Source organism: Lactiplantibacillus nangangensis (assembly GCF_005405065.1).
Taxonomy (GTDB): Bacteria; Bacillota; Bacilli; order Lactobacillales; family Lactobacillaceae; genus Lactiplantibacillus; species Lactiplantibacillus nangangensis.
Genome location: NZ_BJDI01000001.1, coordinates 76,346 through 91,992 on the forward strand (window position 1 = coordinate 76,346; position 15,647 = coordinate 91,992).

17 protein-coding genes and 1 tRNA gene are annotated in these 15,647 nt (G+C 43.3%); 11 read left to right on the forward strand and 7 right to left on the reverse strand.

Annotation, left to right across the window (positions count from 1 at the left end):
- The first annotated feature begins 148 nt into the window (after positions 1-148).
- Complete coding sequence (locus FFM70_RS00365) at positions 149-1,105, forward strand: DUF1002 domain-containing protein (protein WP_137614882.1); 957 nt, start codon at positions 149-151, stop codon at positions 1,103-1,105.
- Between the two features lie 714 nt (positions 1,106-1,819).
- On the opposite strand, the gene FFM70_RS00370 is transcribed toward FFM70_RS00365, so the two are convergent.
- Positions 1,820-2,317 carry a MarR family winged helix-turn-helix transcriptional regulator gene (locus FFM70_RS00370; protein WP_137614883.1) on the reverse strand — a complete coding sequence of 166 codons (498 nt, stop codon included), beginning with the start codon at positions 2,315-2,317 and terminating at the stop codon, positions 1,820-1,822.
- 164 nt (positions 2,318-2,481) lie between these two features.
- On the reverse strand, positions 2,482-3,120 hold the full coding sequence (locus tag FFM70_RS00375; protein WP_171002273.1) for a TetR/AcrR family transcriptional regulator: 639 nt from the start codon (positions 3,118-3,120) through the stop codon (positions 2,482-2,484).
- Between the two features lie 443 nt (positions 3,121-3,563).
- Between FFM70_RS00375 and FFM70_RS00380 the strand changes: the two genes are divergently transcribed.
- Positions 3,564-5,225 (forward strand): phosphoenolpyruvate carboxykinase (ATP), encoded by a 1,662-nt coding sequence (locus FFM70_RS00380; RefSeq protein ID WP_137614885.1) that lies wholly within the window; start codon positions 3,564-3,566, stop codon positions 5,223-5,225.
- A 95-nt stretch (positions 5,226-5,320) separates the two neighbouring features.
- Entirely contained in the window at positions 5,321-5,518 is a 198-nt protein-coding gene (locus FFM70_RS00385; RefSeq protein ID WP_137614886.1) for an LBP_cg2779 family protein, read from the forward strand.
- Positions 5,519-5,637: 119 nt separating this feature from the next.
- On the opposite strand, the gene FFM70_RS00390 is transcribed toward FFM70_RS00385, so the two are convergent.
- Both FFM70_RS00390 and FFM70_RS00395 read right to left on the reverse strand, forming a co-directional pair.
- Entirely contained in the window at positions 5,638-6,657 is a 1,020-nt protein-coding gene (locus FFM70_RS00390) for a C40 family peptidase (protein ID WP_223877390.1), read from the reverse strand.
- A gap of 304 nt (positions 6,658-6,961) precedes the next feature.
- Positions 6,962-7,294, reverse strand: coding sequence for a hypothetical protein (locus FFM70_RS00395; RefSeq protein ID WP_137614888.1), 333 nt, complete (start codon positions 7,292-7,294; stop codon positions 6,962-6,964).
- 91 nt (positions 7,295-7,385) lie between these two features.
- Between FFM70_RS00395 and FFM70_RS00400 the strand changes: the two genes are divergently transcribed.
- The 5 genes from FFM70_RS00400 to FFM70_RS00420 all read left to right on the forward strand — a co-directional run bounded on the left by FFM70_RS00400 (position 7,386) and on the right by FFM70_RS00420 (position 9,954).
- Entirely contained in the window at positions 7,386-7,781 is a 396-nt protein-coding gene (locus FFM70_RS00400; protein WP_379855392.1) for a hypothetical protein, read from the forward strand.
- A gap of 48 nt (positions 7,782-7,829) precedes the next feature.
- Positions 7,830-7,902, forward strand: a tRNA-Ala gene (locus FFM70_RS00405).
- 116 nt (positions 7,903-8,018) lie between these two features.
- Positions 8,019-8,378, forward strand: coding sequence for a bacteriocin immunity protein (locus tag FFM70_RS00410; protein WP_137614890.1), 360 nt, complete (start codon positions 8,019-8,021; stop codon positions 8,376-8,378).
- 162 nt (positions 8,379-8,540) lie between these two features.
- Positions 8,541-9,263 carry a demethylmenaquinone methyltransferase gene (locus tag FFM70_RS00415; protein WP_137614891.1) on the forward strand — a complete coding sequence of 241 codons (723 nt, stop codon included), beginning with the start codon at positions 8,541-8,543 and terminating at the stop codon, positions 9,261-9,263.
- Complete coding sequence (locus tag FFM70_RS00420; RefSeq protein ID WP_137614892.1) at positions 9,256-9,954, forward strand: YdcF family protein; 699 nt, start codon at positions 9,256-9,258, stop codon at positions 9,952-9,954. Before FFM70_RS00415 ends, FFM70_RS00420 begins: the two co-directional genes overlap by 8 nt.
- 51 nt (positions 9,955-10,005) lie before the next feature.
- Here FFM70_RS00420 and FFM70_RS00425 read toward each other — a convergent pair whose 3' ends face one another.
- Positions 10,006-10,977 (reverse strand): SGNH/GDSL hydrolase family protein, encoded by a 972-nt coding sequence (locus tag FFM70_RS00425; protein ID WP_137614893.1) that lies wholly within the window; start codon positions 10,975-10,977, stop codon positions 10,006-10,008.
- A 113-nt stretch (positions 10,978-11,090) separates the two neighbouring features.
- Between FFM70_RS00425 and FFM70_RS00430 the strand changes: the two genes are divergently transcribed.
- A complete protein-coding gene (locus FFM70_RS00430) occupies positions 11,091-13,004 on the forward strand; it encodes a heavy metal translocating P-type ATPase (RefSeq protein ID WP_137614894.1) in 1,914 nt (637 codons plus the stop codon).
- Positions 13,005-13,084: 80 nt separating this feature from the next.
- Here the strand turns inward: FFM70_RS00430 and FFM70_RS00435 are convergent, their stop codons facing one another.
- Entirely contained in the window at positions 13,085-14,602 is a 1,518-nt protein-coding gene (locus FFM70_RS00435) for a hypothetical protein (protein ID WP_137614895.1), read from the reverse strand.
- 171 nt (positions 14,603-14,773) lie between these two features.
- Between FFM70_RS00435 and FFM70_RS00440 the strand changes: the two genes are divergently transcribed.
- Positions 14,774-15,094 carry a thioredoxin family protein gene (locus FFM70_RS00440; RefSeq protein ID WP_137614896.1) on the forward strand — a complete coding sequence of 107 codons (321 nt, stop codon included), beginning with the start codon at positions 14,774-14,776 and terminating at the stop codon, positions 15,092-15,094.
- Between the two features lie 2 nt (positions 15,095-15,096).
- A complete protein-coding gene (locus tag FFM70_RS00445; protein ID WP_137614897.1) occupies positions 15,097-15,369 on the forward strand; it encodes a metal-sensitive transcriptional regulator in 273 nt (90 codons plus the stop codon).
- Positions 15,370-15,415: 46 nt separating this feature from the next.
- On the opposite strand, the gene FFM70_RS00450 is transcribed toward FFM70_RS00445, so the two are convergent.
- A complete protein-coding gene (locus FFM70_RS00450; RefSeq protein ID WP_137614898.1) occupies positions 15,416-15,619 on the reverse strand; it encodes a hypothetical protein in 204 nt (67 codons plus the stop codon).
- Positions 15,620-15,647: the final 28 nt, after the last annotated feature.

Consider the following 15,647-nt stretch of genomic DNA (forward strand, 5'->3'; position numbering starts at 1 on the left):
GTATAGCGAACCAGCACCAACACGGCAAATGATAAATAACTCTTAAAATGTTTAGGAGTCTGTCAAATTGTGCAAACCAAGAACTGTTTGAACCATCAGTCTGCTATAATTCAAGTTGCATTAGTTAAGATGTGGAGGGAACCTTTTCATGAAACGACAATTTAAATGGCTCGGCTTACTAGCCGCCTTATTACTCAGTTTTGGTGGTGTGCAATTACTGGCACACGCCGATACTAGTTCCGATGAACCCATCGTGACACTTGGGTCCAGTTTAACAAACAGTCAAAAGAGTGGCACGCTCAGCACGTTAACTGCCAGTTTAAATGGTGACAACTATCAAACCTTAACCGTTAATGGCGATACCTTAGTCAAGTACCTCAACCCCGCCGGCGAGAGTTTTACGAGCAGTTCCGGCGTGTGGTCGAGTGCCATGATTCAAAAGACCAGTTCTGGTTCAGGAATTAATGTCAAAATTCTCGATTATAACGGTAGTAATAATATCACCACGATTACCGCCGACCAGTATAAGAATGCCGCTTTGACCGCCGGCATTACTGACGCTAATATTTATGTCACCTCCGCCACCCCAATCGATGGTTCAGGGGCTTTAGCCGGCGTTTACGCCGCATATGCTAAGAGTGGTAATACTTTAAACACCAAGCAAGTCAACGCCGCTCAAAGTGAATTAAGCACCTTGAGCGGGATTACCAGCGCCAATAAGGACAAAGATGGTTACTCAGATGCCCAATTGAACAACGCGGTCGCTGGGGCCAAGGAAGAAATGGCTAAAAAAGGCAGTAACGTCACCAACAATCAAATTACAAACATTGTGAATCAACAAATTACCAATAATAATTTAACTAATGTGATCACCAATAATCAAAAAACAGAAATTATTAACTTATTAGTCAAAATTCGTGATTCTGGAGCATTAGACTCCTCAAGTTTCAAAACCCAGGCCAGTTCTTTGATGAAGAACATCCAATCTAACGCCAAAGGTATCTTCAGCAAATTGGATACCCCAGAGAACCAAAATCTCTTACAAAAGATTTGGACCGCCATCGTGAACTTCTTCAGCTCTATTTTTAAATCAATTTTCGGATAGCATCAATAACTCTAGATACATCAGAATAGTAATGGGACCGTAACGACTTAAACAATGAGTCGTTATGGTCCCTTTTTTACGCTATTAGTCGAGAATTGCCGCTTCCAGTTGTTGATAACATGCGGCCGAGGAACCGTACTTCGACTAGCACCGGCCCCGATTCTGACTGATAACGCGATATATATGTGTACGTGTATCTTGATTTTAGCGTAGTTTAGTAGCCGTGAGGGCGAGAAATTTTAGGGCTCAGTGGTGAAATTTGACTTAACTGGCGGTGGTCTGCCGGCAGGTTAGTCAAAGGCCGTCTTTTGAGACCGCCTTTTGGCTCAAAAACATGCCCACCACGTTCCAGCCCTAAAATTTTTCGTCCGGAAGGCGGCAATCGCACACGATCAAACTTTCGGCACAGATTTTAGAGTTTGACATAGTAATGTCAACTAACAAACTTCACGATTCGGCTTAATTATCACGATTTATCCTTCAATAATAATGCCATTCCTTAACTGAATAGCCGAAACGTGTTAAAGCCAACTGCCACCTCCGCTTGCTACGCCAAAGCCAAAATGCAAAAAACGCATTATGGCCTTGGCTAGGCAATGCTCAGTGGCAACCCGTTGGCCTTAACACTCTGACTATAAAAAAACCGTTCTCCCGACACTCTTAAGTCGGTTGAACGGTTTTTTTTAAATGATGGACACTTAACACAGGTAAAGATTAAGCTTCGGCACGCTTATCTTCGGCATAACTGGCCTGTTGTGATTGCTTGCCGGCATTTTCATTCACAAACTTGTCCATAAATTCTTCAACTAAGTCTAAAGTTTGGTACTGCTTAGCTGCACTGAATAGTTGACGCCATTCGTGGTTCCGTTGCAATAATTCACTGAAGACGACATGTTCAATACGGGCGCCTTCTGGTGTTAATTTCAAAACTTTATTCCGACGATCATGATCTTCGGCTTCTTGGTATAAGTAGTCTTTACGTAATAAACGGCCGATTAACCGTGAAATTGCTGAGCGCGTAACGCCATGAGTTTCCGCAATATCCATTAAACGAATCTTACCCTTTGCTTCCGCAATGTCATAAAGGATATAAAATTCGTCTAGCGTAATTCCGTGCTCTGTGGCTGGTTCCGCAAACATGTCAGCTAGGTTCTTAAAGCCGTGTAAATACATATGGCTGAATCGGTTAAAAAACTCCATATCTTCGTTCATATTTAAAATCTCCCTTTCAATCTAACGATCGAATCAGAATCAGTCAATAATTCATAATTCGCTCCAAAGTTTTTAAAAATTAGTAAGCGTCTTTTATCATTTCCCCGATTTAAAGTGTACTAGTATATTTTACGAAATACAAGGAATTTAGGTTATTTTTTATATTAAATTTTTATTTCTGAACTGAGATCGATTGTCGCGTGAGTGTGTAAATAATCAACGAAGTGTTGGTAATAACGATCCGTATTATACTTGGCCGTACTTAAGTAAACCTGGTTAATCTTTTGGACATCCTTGCCTAATAACAAGTAAAACGATTGTGCGATGTTCTCTGATATCGCCTCGACACTAGCTTTCAACAATTTGCGCTTAAAAAAGACCGCCATCCCACCAGATACTGAGAAATTAATCGCGTATCGAATCGCAGCAGTTTCTCCCTCAACCCCAATGGCTTCCAACCAATCCAAACTCACTAACACCAGCTCTGTCGTGAGTTCTGGGCTTTCAAACACATCACGAATAAAATGTTCAATCTTAGGATTTTCATCGAGTGTTCGCAGTAAAAAGCTCATTTGAATCATCGTCCGCTGTTCCGAAGACAGTGCCGTTAATTGCTCATTACTATAGGTAAAAGCACTCAACATCAGTTCATTTAGCATCGTACTCAGCAACACGATCTTCTTAGGAAAATAGTGTTGTAGCAACGATTTGCTAATATGACAAGCTTCAGCGATGTCTTTCATCTGAACCATGCTATACCCGCTTTCGGCAAATAACCGAAAAGCAGTGTTCACGATTTCCATGCGGCGTTGGGTATTTCTTTTACGTGGCACCGACGCCACCTCCTTCATTATTAATGTCTCTCGCTGGCAGTGCCACTGATTACACTTGTCATCGAAAATATATACAATGTTAACGATTAGTTAAACCATGTCAAAATAAGACCAATTTGGTCTAAGACTCCACTCAATAAACTATACTAATATACCATTCGGTGCAACTAATTTTTGGTGATTTATCAAATTAATTGGATTCAATTTAATTGGGTCAATTCCCATGCTCAATGGTTATCAATTGGTTTTCAAATAGACTTTTCATTCATTCTTTACTATAAGTATCGATTGAAATGAATTATTACGTTATTTTTAAGATGATACTATGTCAGTTATAATAATAAATTAAGCGCTTTCATAGATAGGGATTTGTGTTAGAATTAAATCATTAAATGTTCGAGGAGGCTTTCAACATGAGTACTAACAATTCATACAAATTAGCCGATATCGGTCGCAGTAACCCAATTTTTTCACAAATTCGTTCCACGATTGAGACCGCCTTTTATGGTAACAACATGACTCACATTCCTAATGTCGCTACAGCCTATGAATTAGCTGTCCAAGGTCCAGGCACGATTCAAACCGATTTACCGATTTATCGGCCAACCGATTTAGGCTTACCCGCAGACGCTAAAATGTTAATCGACAACACTGGTAAAGTCGTTGGTCGGACCGCTCAAGCTCGCCGGATTCTCGGTGACGAAGGCGTTGACGAGGCCGATATGGCGGGTCGTTTGCGCCAAGCCGTTTACAACGGACAGCAAAAACACTTTATCAAAACCGACGTTCTAGTCGGCCTAGATGAAGACTTTATCGTTCGTGCGCACTTAGCGATCCCGGATGGTTATGCTAACAACTTACTCTCGTATATGCTGAACTTCCAACCAATTACCGAGCATTATCAAGCGATGTTCGATAACTCCGTAGCCTATCCCGAAGGCGACATTTACATCTATGCCGACCCAAGCTACCACGATCCAGACTATCCAGATGGGTTAGCATTGTTCGATCCTAAACATAATGCAGCGGCCATCTTGGGCATGCCATACTTTGGCGAACTCAAGAAGTCGACGCTGACCTTAGCTTGGTCCATCGCCCATCGGCACGGTTATGTTTCATGTCACGGCGGTTTAAAGGCCTTCCATTTCAAGGACAAGCAAGATCAAGTCTTTGCGATGTTTGGGCTTTCTGGCTCTGGCAAATCAACTTTGACCCACGCTAAGCACGGCTACAAATATGACATCACCGTGTTACATGACGATGCCTTTGTCATCAATCGTAAAAATGGGAGTTCAGTTGCCTTAGAACCTTCCTACTTTGATAAAACGAATGATTATCCGATGACTTCCGATGAAACCAAATATTTCATGACGATTCAAAATGTTGGCGTCACTTTAGATGATCAGGGACGTAAAGTGCTAGTCACTGAAGACTTACGAAATGGGAATGGCCGGACCATCAAATCACGCTACGCCTCCACTAACCGAGTCGACAAGGAAAATGCGCCAATCAACGCCATTTTCTGGATCATGAAAGATGACAGTCTCCCGCCAGTCATTAAAGTCGATGATCCAGTCCTAGCCGCAACTTTTGGGGCAACCTTAGCGACAAAGCGGAGTTCTGCCGAAAATATCGTTGGCGACGTGGACCGTAATGCGCTCGTCATCGAACCATTTGCTAATCCATTCCGCGTTTACCCATTGTCGGAAGACTATCATGATTTCAAAGCGTTATTCGAAGAACGTCATTTGGATTGCTACCTATTAAATACCGGCTTTTTCGGTGACAAGAAGATTCCTAAGGAAATCACTTTAGGCGCGCTGGAAGCCATCGTCAATAACACGACCGAATGGGAATCCTTTGCTGGCTGCGACCACATGCAGAACTTAAAGTTGGCCGATTTCCCAGTCGATTATGACAATGCCGACTATCGGAACTTAGTCGCAACTCGTTTAGGAATTCGGGCGAACTTCGTTGATCAGTACCAGCATACGCATAATGATCGTTTGCCACACGAAATCACTGATATTCTGGTTAAATTGCAAAAACAATTAACAGACAAAGTAACTCGTTAGCCATTCGCGCCCCGTTTTTCCCGATTTAAGGTTATAATAAAAGTATCAGTTACCGCACTGAACTTTTACGAATTCTAATAATCGGGGTGAGGAGCATGGAACTACCATTAAGCCAACTGTCCGAGAAACTGATTGCTTTCGAACGTCAGCACCATCTCACAGACGGGGATTTAGCTTTCGGCAGTCAAATTTCTGTTGAACGGATTCATAACATTAAATCCGGCGAAGTGACACCAACACAAGATGAGTTACAACTGTTGAAAAAGTATATGAACAGTAAAGCGAAGGCCTAGTGTCTTCTTTGAAGGCAGCCATTAATTTGGCTGTCTTTTTTCGTTTCGTTGCATTAAAAAAAGCCGTTCATCAATAAGATGAACGACTCGTGACCAACGTCAATGACGTTAGCTTTTGATTACATGTGGATTGCAAAGCTTGGTGTGAAGTATGCAGTACTCTTAACAGAAGCAGGATCACCGTAATCATGGGCACCAATATATTGGCCGCCGCCTAAGTAGATTGCAACGTGATATGGTGCACCGTTAGAGCCCCAGAATACTAAGTCGCCAGCTTGTGCTTGGCTGAATGAAACATGGGCGCCAAGTGTTGCTTGTGCGTAAGTAGTCCGACCGATTTGACGACCAGCTTTAGCAAAGGCAGCTTGGGTAAATGCTGAACAATCTAATTGTTCATATGGTGTGCCAACTAAAGTGTAAGCTGCAGCAATTGCTGAGCTGTAACTTGCGTTAGTCGTAGTGGCAGTTGATGAACTAGTTGTTGAAGCAGCACGACTCGTTGTCCGAACTGAAGTCTGGCTAGCAGCACTCGTTGAGCTTTGTGAAGCTGCGCTAGTGTTAGTGTTGTTGCTACTTTGTGAAGCAACAGAACTTTGACTAGTTGAACTTTGTGAAGCGACTGAGCTTTGGCTAGCTGAGCTAACAACACTTGAGCTTTGTGAAGTAGCGGCTGCACTTGAGGCAACACTGCTGCTTGCACTAGCAGTTGAAGTGCTTGATTGAACAGCGGCGCTCGTTGAAGCTACGCTGCTGCTTGAAGCTGCTTGGCTCGTGCTACTTGCACTAGTAACAGATGAGCTAGTAGCTGCGGCGCTGGTTGCTTGGCTACTAGTTGAAGTAGCAGCACTCGTTGACTTAACACTGCTTGCACTAGCAGTAGTAGTAGTCTTTGAGTTGTCAGAAGTCTTAACACCAGGGATGTTAATCTTTTGGCCAGCGATGATTAAATCAGCACTACCTAATTTATTTTGTTTAACGATTTCGTTAATTGAAACGTGATATTTTTGTGAATATGCCCAAACCGTATCCCCAGCTTGGATAGTCATTGAATCAGCGTTTGCAACTGCTTGGCTGGTAACCATTAAACCGGCTAAAGCAGCGGTTCCTAACATAACTTGTTTAATATTTACTTTTTTCATTTTAATGATGATCACTCCAAGAAGAATGTCACGCATATGTACTTCAAGCCACTACCTATAATACTCAATTAGTGTTACATACAAGTACCAACAAAATAACAATATGTTACGAAAGTTACAGAACCTTAACAATATACCACAAACGTAACATCTTATTTTCAGAATGCCTCAACCACGCCGTTTCAAAGTGGACAACGATTAACCGCTTTAGCTATTTATTTCGAAACTTTTTTAAAAAAGTTTTAAAAAACTCATATAAAATAAAAGAAAGCGCATGATTTAATCACGCACCTTCCCTAATTTGTCACATTTCACGATGACGATGATGGGTTCGGGGTAAGCCCAATAACCATCGAATATCGTTGCCGGTAAAGTTTAATTTCAAAAATTCAGTCTGACTGGCTTGTTCATACATGGTCGCAAGCACTTCGTTATCAAGTTCAACGACGCGCTGCGCGATCACTTCATCAAATAAATAGAGTAGGGTCGCATCCGCAATCTTACTTACCGTAAAGATCTCGTTTGCATTTTCAAATAAGGCTTCCTTAGAACGCTGTAACTGGACTTCTTTAAAGTTGTCATAAGCACGGTTGAGAACTTGTTCCGCCTCGGTCATCAATACAGTTGTTTCGGCCATAATGGCACCCCCTTGAATACCCTCATTTTAACGGGTAACACTTCAGATAGCCACACCTTACCGCCGATTTGTTCGAAAATTTGTTATACTGATGAAAGTTACGGAGGAAATTAATTTGACAACTATCAATGATCGCTTTTACCAACCAAATGATATCAAAGATGCGCTTCAAACTATTCAGAAATTATTCAATTCATACACTGATGCACCATTAACGCCAGAGTTATTGGCCTACCATCAAAAACTCGTCCACCAGTTAGAGACCAACCTCCTCCCACTCGCGCAACAAAACCATGATCAGTTGCGCCGCGACCAGATCAACAGCATGATTACTGTGATGCAGGATTGGTTGAAATTACGACTGAGTGGGCAAGTCTTTAACGGTAAGATGCAACATTTCAAGTTTGTCAGCAAAGCTCAACCCCAGTTTAAACGTCGGGTGCATAAAATTCGTGGTGGCCAGAATCATCGCGCGAGTCGGCACTAGTCGGGACTTGCAAGCGCTCAATTTTGCGGTATACTAATTACTGTACTTGGGCCCTTAGCTCAGTTGGGAGAGCGCCTGCTTCGCATGTAGGAGGTCGTCGGTTCAAATCCGGTAGGGTCCATTGATTATCCAAGTCGTAAAGCTGACAATTGTCGGCTTTTTTTATTTTGCGATAAGTTGTCCCGTCCCTCATTAAGCTCTATAATTTAATTACTTAAAGGGATTAGGCGGGGGATTATGACGATAGATAAAGAAACTAATGATGAACTAGTCACAACATTAACTGATCAACTGAGCGCGGCCTATGCCGCAGCGCAAGCAGATCACGATTTAGACATGCAAAAATTATTATTAACCAACGCGACCGACTTGAATAATAACAAGCCTTATTTGGATGTTATTACGAACCTCACCCACGACATTTCGAAATATTATATTCATCATCACCAAGTTCCAGAACCAGTGATGGCCATTTATCGCGAATTACAGGCGGACGTTAAAGCCGGTAAAATTGACGCCGACGAAATGCGCAAACGTAATATTGCAGCCGGCATCATCATGTCACCAATAATGTTTGGTGGCATTGGCGGTTGCTAACCAAGCTATTTAATGAACTCACTTCAAATATGGTCACGATGATTAATTTCACCGTGGCCGCTTTTTTTGACCCCTCGCAAATTCGCAAGCAATGTCACTGACCCTTTTAAAGAAACATCTGCTATAGTAGAACTATCAAGACTTAGCAAGGAGACTAGCATTATGGCAAATCGCTATTTACATAACGTTCAGGGGCTGTTTGATACCATTGCGCCCAACTATGATCGGATGAACAATATTATCAGTTTGGGAACCCATCGACACTGGCGCAAACAAACAATGGCCCAAATTAAGCTCGCCCCAAACGCGCACGCACTCGATTTATGCTGTGGAACTGGCGATTGGACGATTGCGATTGCCCAAGAACTCGACCAGACTGGCGAAGTGATTGGCTTTGACTTTTCCGCACCAATGTTAAAAATTGCCCAACAGAAAGTTACCCAAGCCAAACTCGATGATCGGGTCTGGTTACGTCGCGGTAACGCGATGCACCTGCCTTTCAAGGACAATAGTTTTGACTTAGTCACCATTGGCTTCGGTCTCCGCAACTTACCGGATAAGCCACAAGCTTTAGCTGAAATTTACCGCGTGCTCAAACCCGGCGCACAACTCGTTTGCCTAGAAACCTCACAACCTGATCAACCAGTGATCAAACCAGTTTGGCAATGGTATTTCACCAAAGTTGTGCCATTTTTCGGGCGTATTTTCGCACATCAATATCAAGAATATTCCTATTTACAAGAAACGACCCGACACTTTGTCAGTTATCGGCAATTGGTTGGTCTCTTCGAAGCAGCTGGCTTTGAAGCAGTCCATTACACGCGCTTCAACTTTGGCGCTGCCGCCGCACATTTTGGGACTAAGCCAGGCAATCAACATGACTGAGCTGACAGACTTAAATCGATGTCTCGCTTGGCTCACCCGACCAGCCGTCCCACTGGCAAACCTTGATGGGCTAGTTTTATGTGGGAACAGTCTACCTGTGACTGCCAAATTTGCGGCCAATATTGCGATTGAACAACAACTGCCAACCATGATCATTGCCGGCGGGATTGGTCATGCCACTAAATACTTGCGCCAAAATATGGGGGTCAAAAATGCCCTGAGTGAGGCTGAACTGATGACTGGCATCATTCGGCGTGCAGGCTACCAAGGTGAAATTTTACAGGATCGAACGTCAACCAACACCGGCTCAAATGCTAGTCACGCCTTGGCGTTGGCACCTGAAAGCTGGCGTCGCGTGATGCTGGTTCAAGACCCACTCCTCGCATACCGTAGTCAACTGACTTTTGAACAAGTTTGGGGACCAGACTACCAATTGACCCACTTTTCTCCGCGAGCCCTTCAACTAACTAAGCTTGATCCAGTCAGTTTCGTGGACCAACCCGCCTACCAAAGTGCTTGGCCGACCGCGTACTTCACTGAATTATTGCTAGGTGAACTCCAACGATTGTGGGATACCCCCCAAGGTTATGGGCCGCTGGGTGCCAACTATCTGCGCCATGTTGACATCCCTGACAACGTCCTAGCCGCGTACCAACGACTCTTAGCCCAAGCTTTAAAACGTGAACGCTAACTAAAATAAGCTCCCACTAACTAAATCAAGGTTAATGGGAGCTTATTTCAATTAATCAGTAAATATTTCTGGATACAAGTTACGTAAAACGGCCGCTAAAGCATGTCCTACCGCTTGCGACCCGGCCAAATCTAAGTGAACGCCATCCGTCGTGCTGGGTTCCCAGTCAGCCGTTTCAATCAGCTGAACTGCCATAAATTCCGGCACCACGGTCCGAATCACACGATCAAACCGCTGATTAAATGGCACTAATACTGCAATTCGACTATTCGGATACAAGATTTGAACTTGATTAATGAACTGTTTTAACAAAGCTGTGAAGCTTTCAGCCGATTCCAAGCCGTCATTCGTCCCAACATTGATCACCACAATATCCGTGGGCGTTGGCTGCCATGGCGTCTGACTGTCAATGGCAGTTAACACGTTTGGCAAAGGTGGCACGCCACCCTTCCCCGGTTTGTTAACGCCAACTGCACTATAGGCAATCCGAACGTTGCGCGCATTCAATTGGTCACTCGCAATCGCGGCATAGTTGGCTTCACCGCGATAATCTTCTGCGGGCGTCTTACCAGCGACCCAGCAACCAGCCGTGATTGAATCGCCAATAAAGGTCAGACTATGTTGACCTAGTTTAACCGCATGCAAGGCGCCATCCGTTTGTAGCGCTTCAACGGCAAAGCCGCTCGTCCCATCCCAAACAGGATCCTGATCCGTATTGCCACTCATGACCACACGAATCACATGTGCTTGCCCATCCAAAGTTAACCGGAATGGCATTGTTTTGACTGCGACCCGTTGATAGGGCAAGCCATCGATTTGAATCGCGACCCACGCACTGGCCGTCGCTGCCAAGTCTAATAAGCTGATCGTCACATAGCTCGCCTGTTTAACTTGGAACCAAAACTCAGCGCCTAAATTCGTACTAAACATTACTGGGGTATTTTTAATCGTCTTAATTGCCCACCGACCTTGAAAATAAGCCGGCATGACGGGATTATTCGCCGTCGTTAATTGGTATTTCATGTCCTTCACTCCATCAATTCTCAATCTTATTTGTCAAACTTGATACACGTCAATTTCTAATCAAGGACTAGCTTATATACTAGATTCATCAAATCAAATAAGGAGTCCTCAAAATGAAATTTCAACAGTTCTTAACTAAACATACGAACCAAATCACATTAATTACTGGGATCCTCATCGCACTCGGGTTTCTCAGCAAATACGCTCTCAATTATACCCTCGGTTACCAAATCAGCCTAGCCGTCGCTTCCATCATCGCGGTCGTGCCAATTGCCGTCCGTGCTTGGAGCGCGCTGATCAACAAAGTTTTCAGTATCGAACTCTTAGTTAGCATCGCCGTCATTGGCGCCTTCATCATCGGTGAATTTAACGAATCAGCCGTCGTTACTTTCTTATTCCTGTTCGGGTCATACCTTGAAAGCAAGACCTTGCAAAAAACACGGAACGCTATCAAAGGCTTGACCGATCTATCCCCAACCACTGCAACTTTAGTCACTGACGCCGGTACTGAAGAAGTCGACGTTGATGATGTTGACGAAGGTGATGTCGTCTTAGTCAAAACCGGGAACCAAGTTCCTGTCGATGGGACCGTCGTTGAAGGCAATGGTTATATCAACGAAGCGTCCATCACTGGTGAATCCCGTCAAATCAACAAAAATCTCGATGATCAAGTTTATTCCGGGACCATTGTTGAAAACGGCTATTTAAAAATCAAAGCCACCCAAGTTGGTGATGACACGACCTTTGCTAAAATCATCGAACTCGTCGAAGAAGCGCAAGATACGAAGTCTAAAGCTGAAAAGTTCATCGACCGCTTCGCGCAATATTATACTCCCGCCGTCCTCGTATTAGCTGCTTTAGTGTTCGTCTTCTCCCGTGACTTCCGACTGGCCATCACCGTCTTGGTACTCGGTTGCCCTGGTGCCTTAGTTATCGGCGCGCCCGTTTCAAACGTGGCCGGAATTGGGAATGGTGCCAAACGCGGCATTCTCATCAAAGGTGGCGAAGTCGTCGATACCTTTGCCAAAGTAGATACACTCGTTTTCGATAAAACTGGGACTTTAACGGAAGGCAACACCGCCGTTTCAAGTTTCAAAGCTTATACAAACAATCAAGATCAACTCTTAAACTTAGCCGCAACCGTTGAAGGCGTTTCGGATCATCCGCTTGGCAAAGCCATCATCGACTATGCTGGAAGCCACGCCAAAGCCAGTACCGACCTCAATTTGGATAACACTGAAACAGTTAAGGGCCAAGGTATCTGCGCTGAAGTCAACCACTCACAAGTTGTGATTGGTAATCAAAAAATGTTAACTGCTCATGATATTAGTTTAACTGCGGATCAAGCTCATGATTTAAACGAGATGCAACAAGCCGGTAAATCAACGGTCATCATGGCCATTGACGGCGTTGTCCAAATGATCTTCGGTATTTCTGACACCGTTCGTCCCAACGTCAAAGAATCCTTAGCTGCTTTGAAAGCGCAAGGAATCAAACGACTAGTCATGTTAACTGGTGATAACGAATTGACTGCCGATGCCGTTGCTCGCGAACTCAATATTGATGAAGTTCACGCCAACCTCTTACCAGAAGAAAAGGTCGATTACGTGAAACAGCTCAAGGCTGAGGGAAACACGGTAGCCTTCATCGGCGATGGCATCAACGATAGTCCTTCCATTGCCAACGCCGACATTGGGATCGCCATGGGTAGTGGGACTGACGTCGCGATTGATACTTCCGATGTCGTCCTCATGCAATCCAGCTTTCCGGCTTTAGTTCATGCCCACGGCTTAGCTAAGAAAACCGTTTTAAACACGCGTGAAAACATCATCATTGCCATTGCGACCGTCGCCTTCTTATTAATTGGCTTAATCTTCGGTTACATTTACATGGCTAGCGGGATGTTCGTCCACGAAGCCAGCATCTTAGTTGTCATCTTCAACGCGATGCGCTTAATCAACTTCCGGACTAAATTCGATAAGACTCGTCAAGAACCCGTTCATCAAACGGCTACAACTACCGCTTAAACACGTGAAAAAGAACCGCCTTCATTGAGGGCGGTTCTTTTTGTGTAATAATTTAACTATTGATATTAACGGTCGAAGATCTAGGACACTTGAACCCAATTAGTCCCGTCATATCTGAAGACAGAAAAGCCACCATCATAGTAATAAATCCAATCTGAATCTGGTAGAATTGGTCGGTCATATCGAACAGATGGATCCGTTGGCTTCACTACACCAGTATATAACCCAATACCAGGCTGATAGACACCATCGAGATAAATACCATCATCAATCAAATCAGGAAAACTAAGTTTCATATAGAGATTTTTGCCATCCAATGTAACGGGTAAAGCATAAGTAGTAAAATTCATCTGTCGTTCATTATTTGGATAAACTTGCATACCCAAATCACTTTTTAGCGACTGAGAAGCAATATTTGCATCTGTAAAATCACTTGAGGTATACAAATAATCGCTTGTGCCAGTATATATTGCATGCACTGACTTGCCCGCAAAATCATTCACGGGAGCAGTCGCTGTACTAGACGAACTAGAACTATTGCTTGAAGATGTCACACTCGAGCTAGAACTGCTACTTACAGACTCAACGCTCGAACTACTACTCGTGACAGGCTTGCTTGTGCTAGAGCTGCTGCTTGAAACGACCCGACTACTTGAATGACTAGTGACCTTCGTCGTTGACGTTGGTTTTTGGCTTGAACTGGTTTGCTTAGTTACGACAGCGTGCTTACCAGCTTTTACATAGTCACTCCGTACCCAACCGCTTACTGAGCCATTGGTATTTGAAATATTATAATAGCGATACTTCTTATTCCGCATATAAATATAACGTGCTTGCGTCGTCGTATAGTTATCTTTAGCTGACAACGCCCGCGCACTAGTTAAATGCATTGCATTATTTTTGCCAGTTAAGCGATAGGTTTTCCCAGCTTTTGCCATGATTAAAGCCGTGGCTTTCAACTTAGAAACTCCAGTCATTTGATAGTCTTTACCAGCCTTCAAATAGTCGCTGGCAATCCAGCCACGCAACTTATTATCAGCGCTCACAACGTAATAATAATGATGTTTTTTTCCATTGAGATAAACATCTCGCTGTTTAGTCCGGTTATAGGTTAAATTTGTTTTTAAGGTCTTCCCATTTGTCAGCTTGAGCAGACTATTCTTGCCCGAAATAGTGACTAGCTTACCAGATTTAGCGCGATAGAAGGGCGCGCTTTTAGTCTTTTTAACTGAGCTAGCCTGATAATTTTTACCAGCCTTTAAATCTTTTGCGTAAACCCAGCCCTTAACATTAGTCTTGGCATTCACAACATAGAAATATAACTGTTTCTTGTGATTCTTCGTCACATAACTCTGGGCCGTTTTAGTCCAAGTCGTCTTAGTATAATTTTTCAAGGCATGATTTGCCTTCATCCGAAACTTGCGCGTCGAACCATTAAAGTTATAAGTCTTCCCTCGCTTATTAGCCACATAGTAACTACCATGCTTCACATTGACCGTCTTGGTGCGAGCATAACTGGTTGCAGCTTGTGCTGAAACAGTTCCAGCAAACATTGTCGCCCCAACCGTTACGACCGTCATCATTCTTTTAAAATTCACCCAAAACACCCCTTTTTCTTTTTAAACCATTAGTAAATATACACCTAGCCCACCCTCACTACTATATAAATATTGTTATATCCGCTAAGAATCTCAAACAAAATAATTGCATTCATATACCTACGGGGGTATATTAATAACATCAATTAACGCATTGGAGGAGAATAACTAATGATTAAAGAAATTCATGATCAAGATTTTGCCAAAGAAACTGATACTGGTATTGCCGTAGTCGACTTTCGTGCTGACTGGTGTCCACCATGTAAGATGATGGATCCAATTTTGAAATCTCTTTCGGAAGACCCAGCTTACAAGGATAAAGTTAACTTTGTTTCATTAAATGTTGATAATGATCAAGAAGTTGCGAGCCAGTTCCAAGTTCAAGGCATTCCAACCTTCTTAATTAAAAAAGATGGCCAAGTCATCAGTCACATGGTTGGTGCGCGGCCAAAGTCTAACTTTGAAATTGAATTGAAGAAAGCGGTCGACTAATCATGGCTGACAGCGAGACGCATTACGTTACTAGTAAACAAATTACGACGCGTTTGAAACGCTCAGCCGGACAGCTGGATGGGGTTTTGCGGATGATGGACGAAGATCGTTCTTGTGACGAAGTCCTCGTGCAGTTATCCGCTGTTAAATCAAGCATTGATAAGGCCATGAAGCTTGTCATTGCCCGTAACATCAATGATTGTGTTGATAATATGACTGACGTTGATGTGGAAAATTTGGCACACTCATTAGATTTATTATTAAAAACAAAATAATCACTAAAAAAATCCGCCGAAGATGGCGGATTTTTTATTGCTTCACTTATTTATCGTCCCAGTTACCTTTTTTCCAATCATCATGGGCCCAGCTATCTTTATCCCAATCATCTTCCTTGGACGTTTGCTTCGGTTCATCAACTGGATGATTTTTAGCTCGCCGCATTAAAACTGCCGTTGTAATAACGGTAATAAAGCCAGTTGCTAAGATAAAAACAGCCGTCCAAATAATGATTTCGCTAATCGACATGGTTGAATTCCCCCAGTTTTTGTTAGCG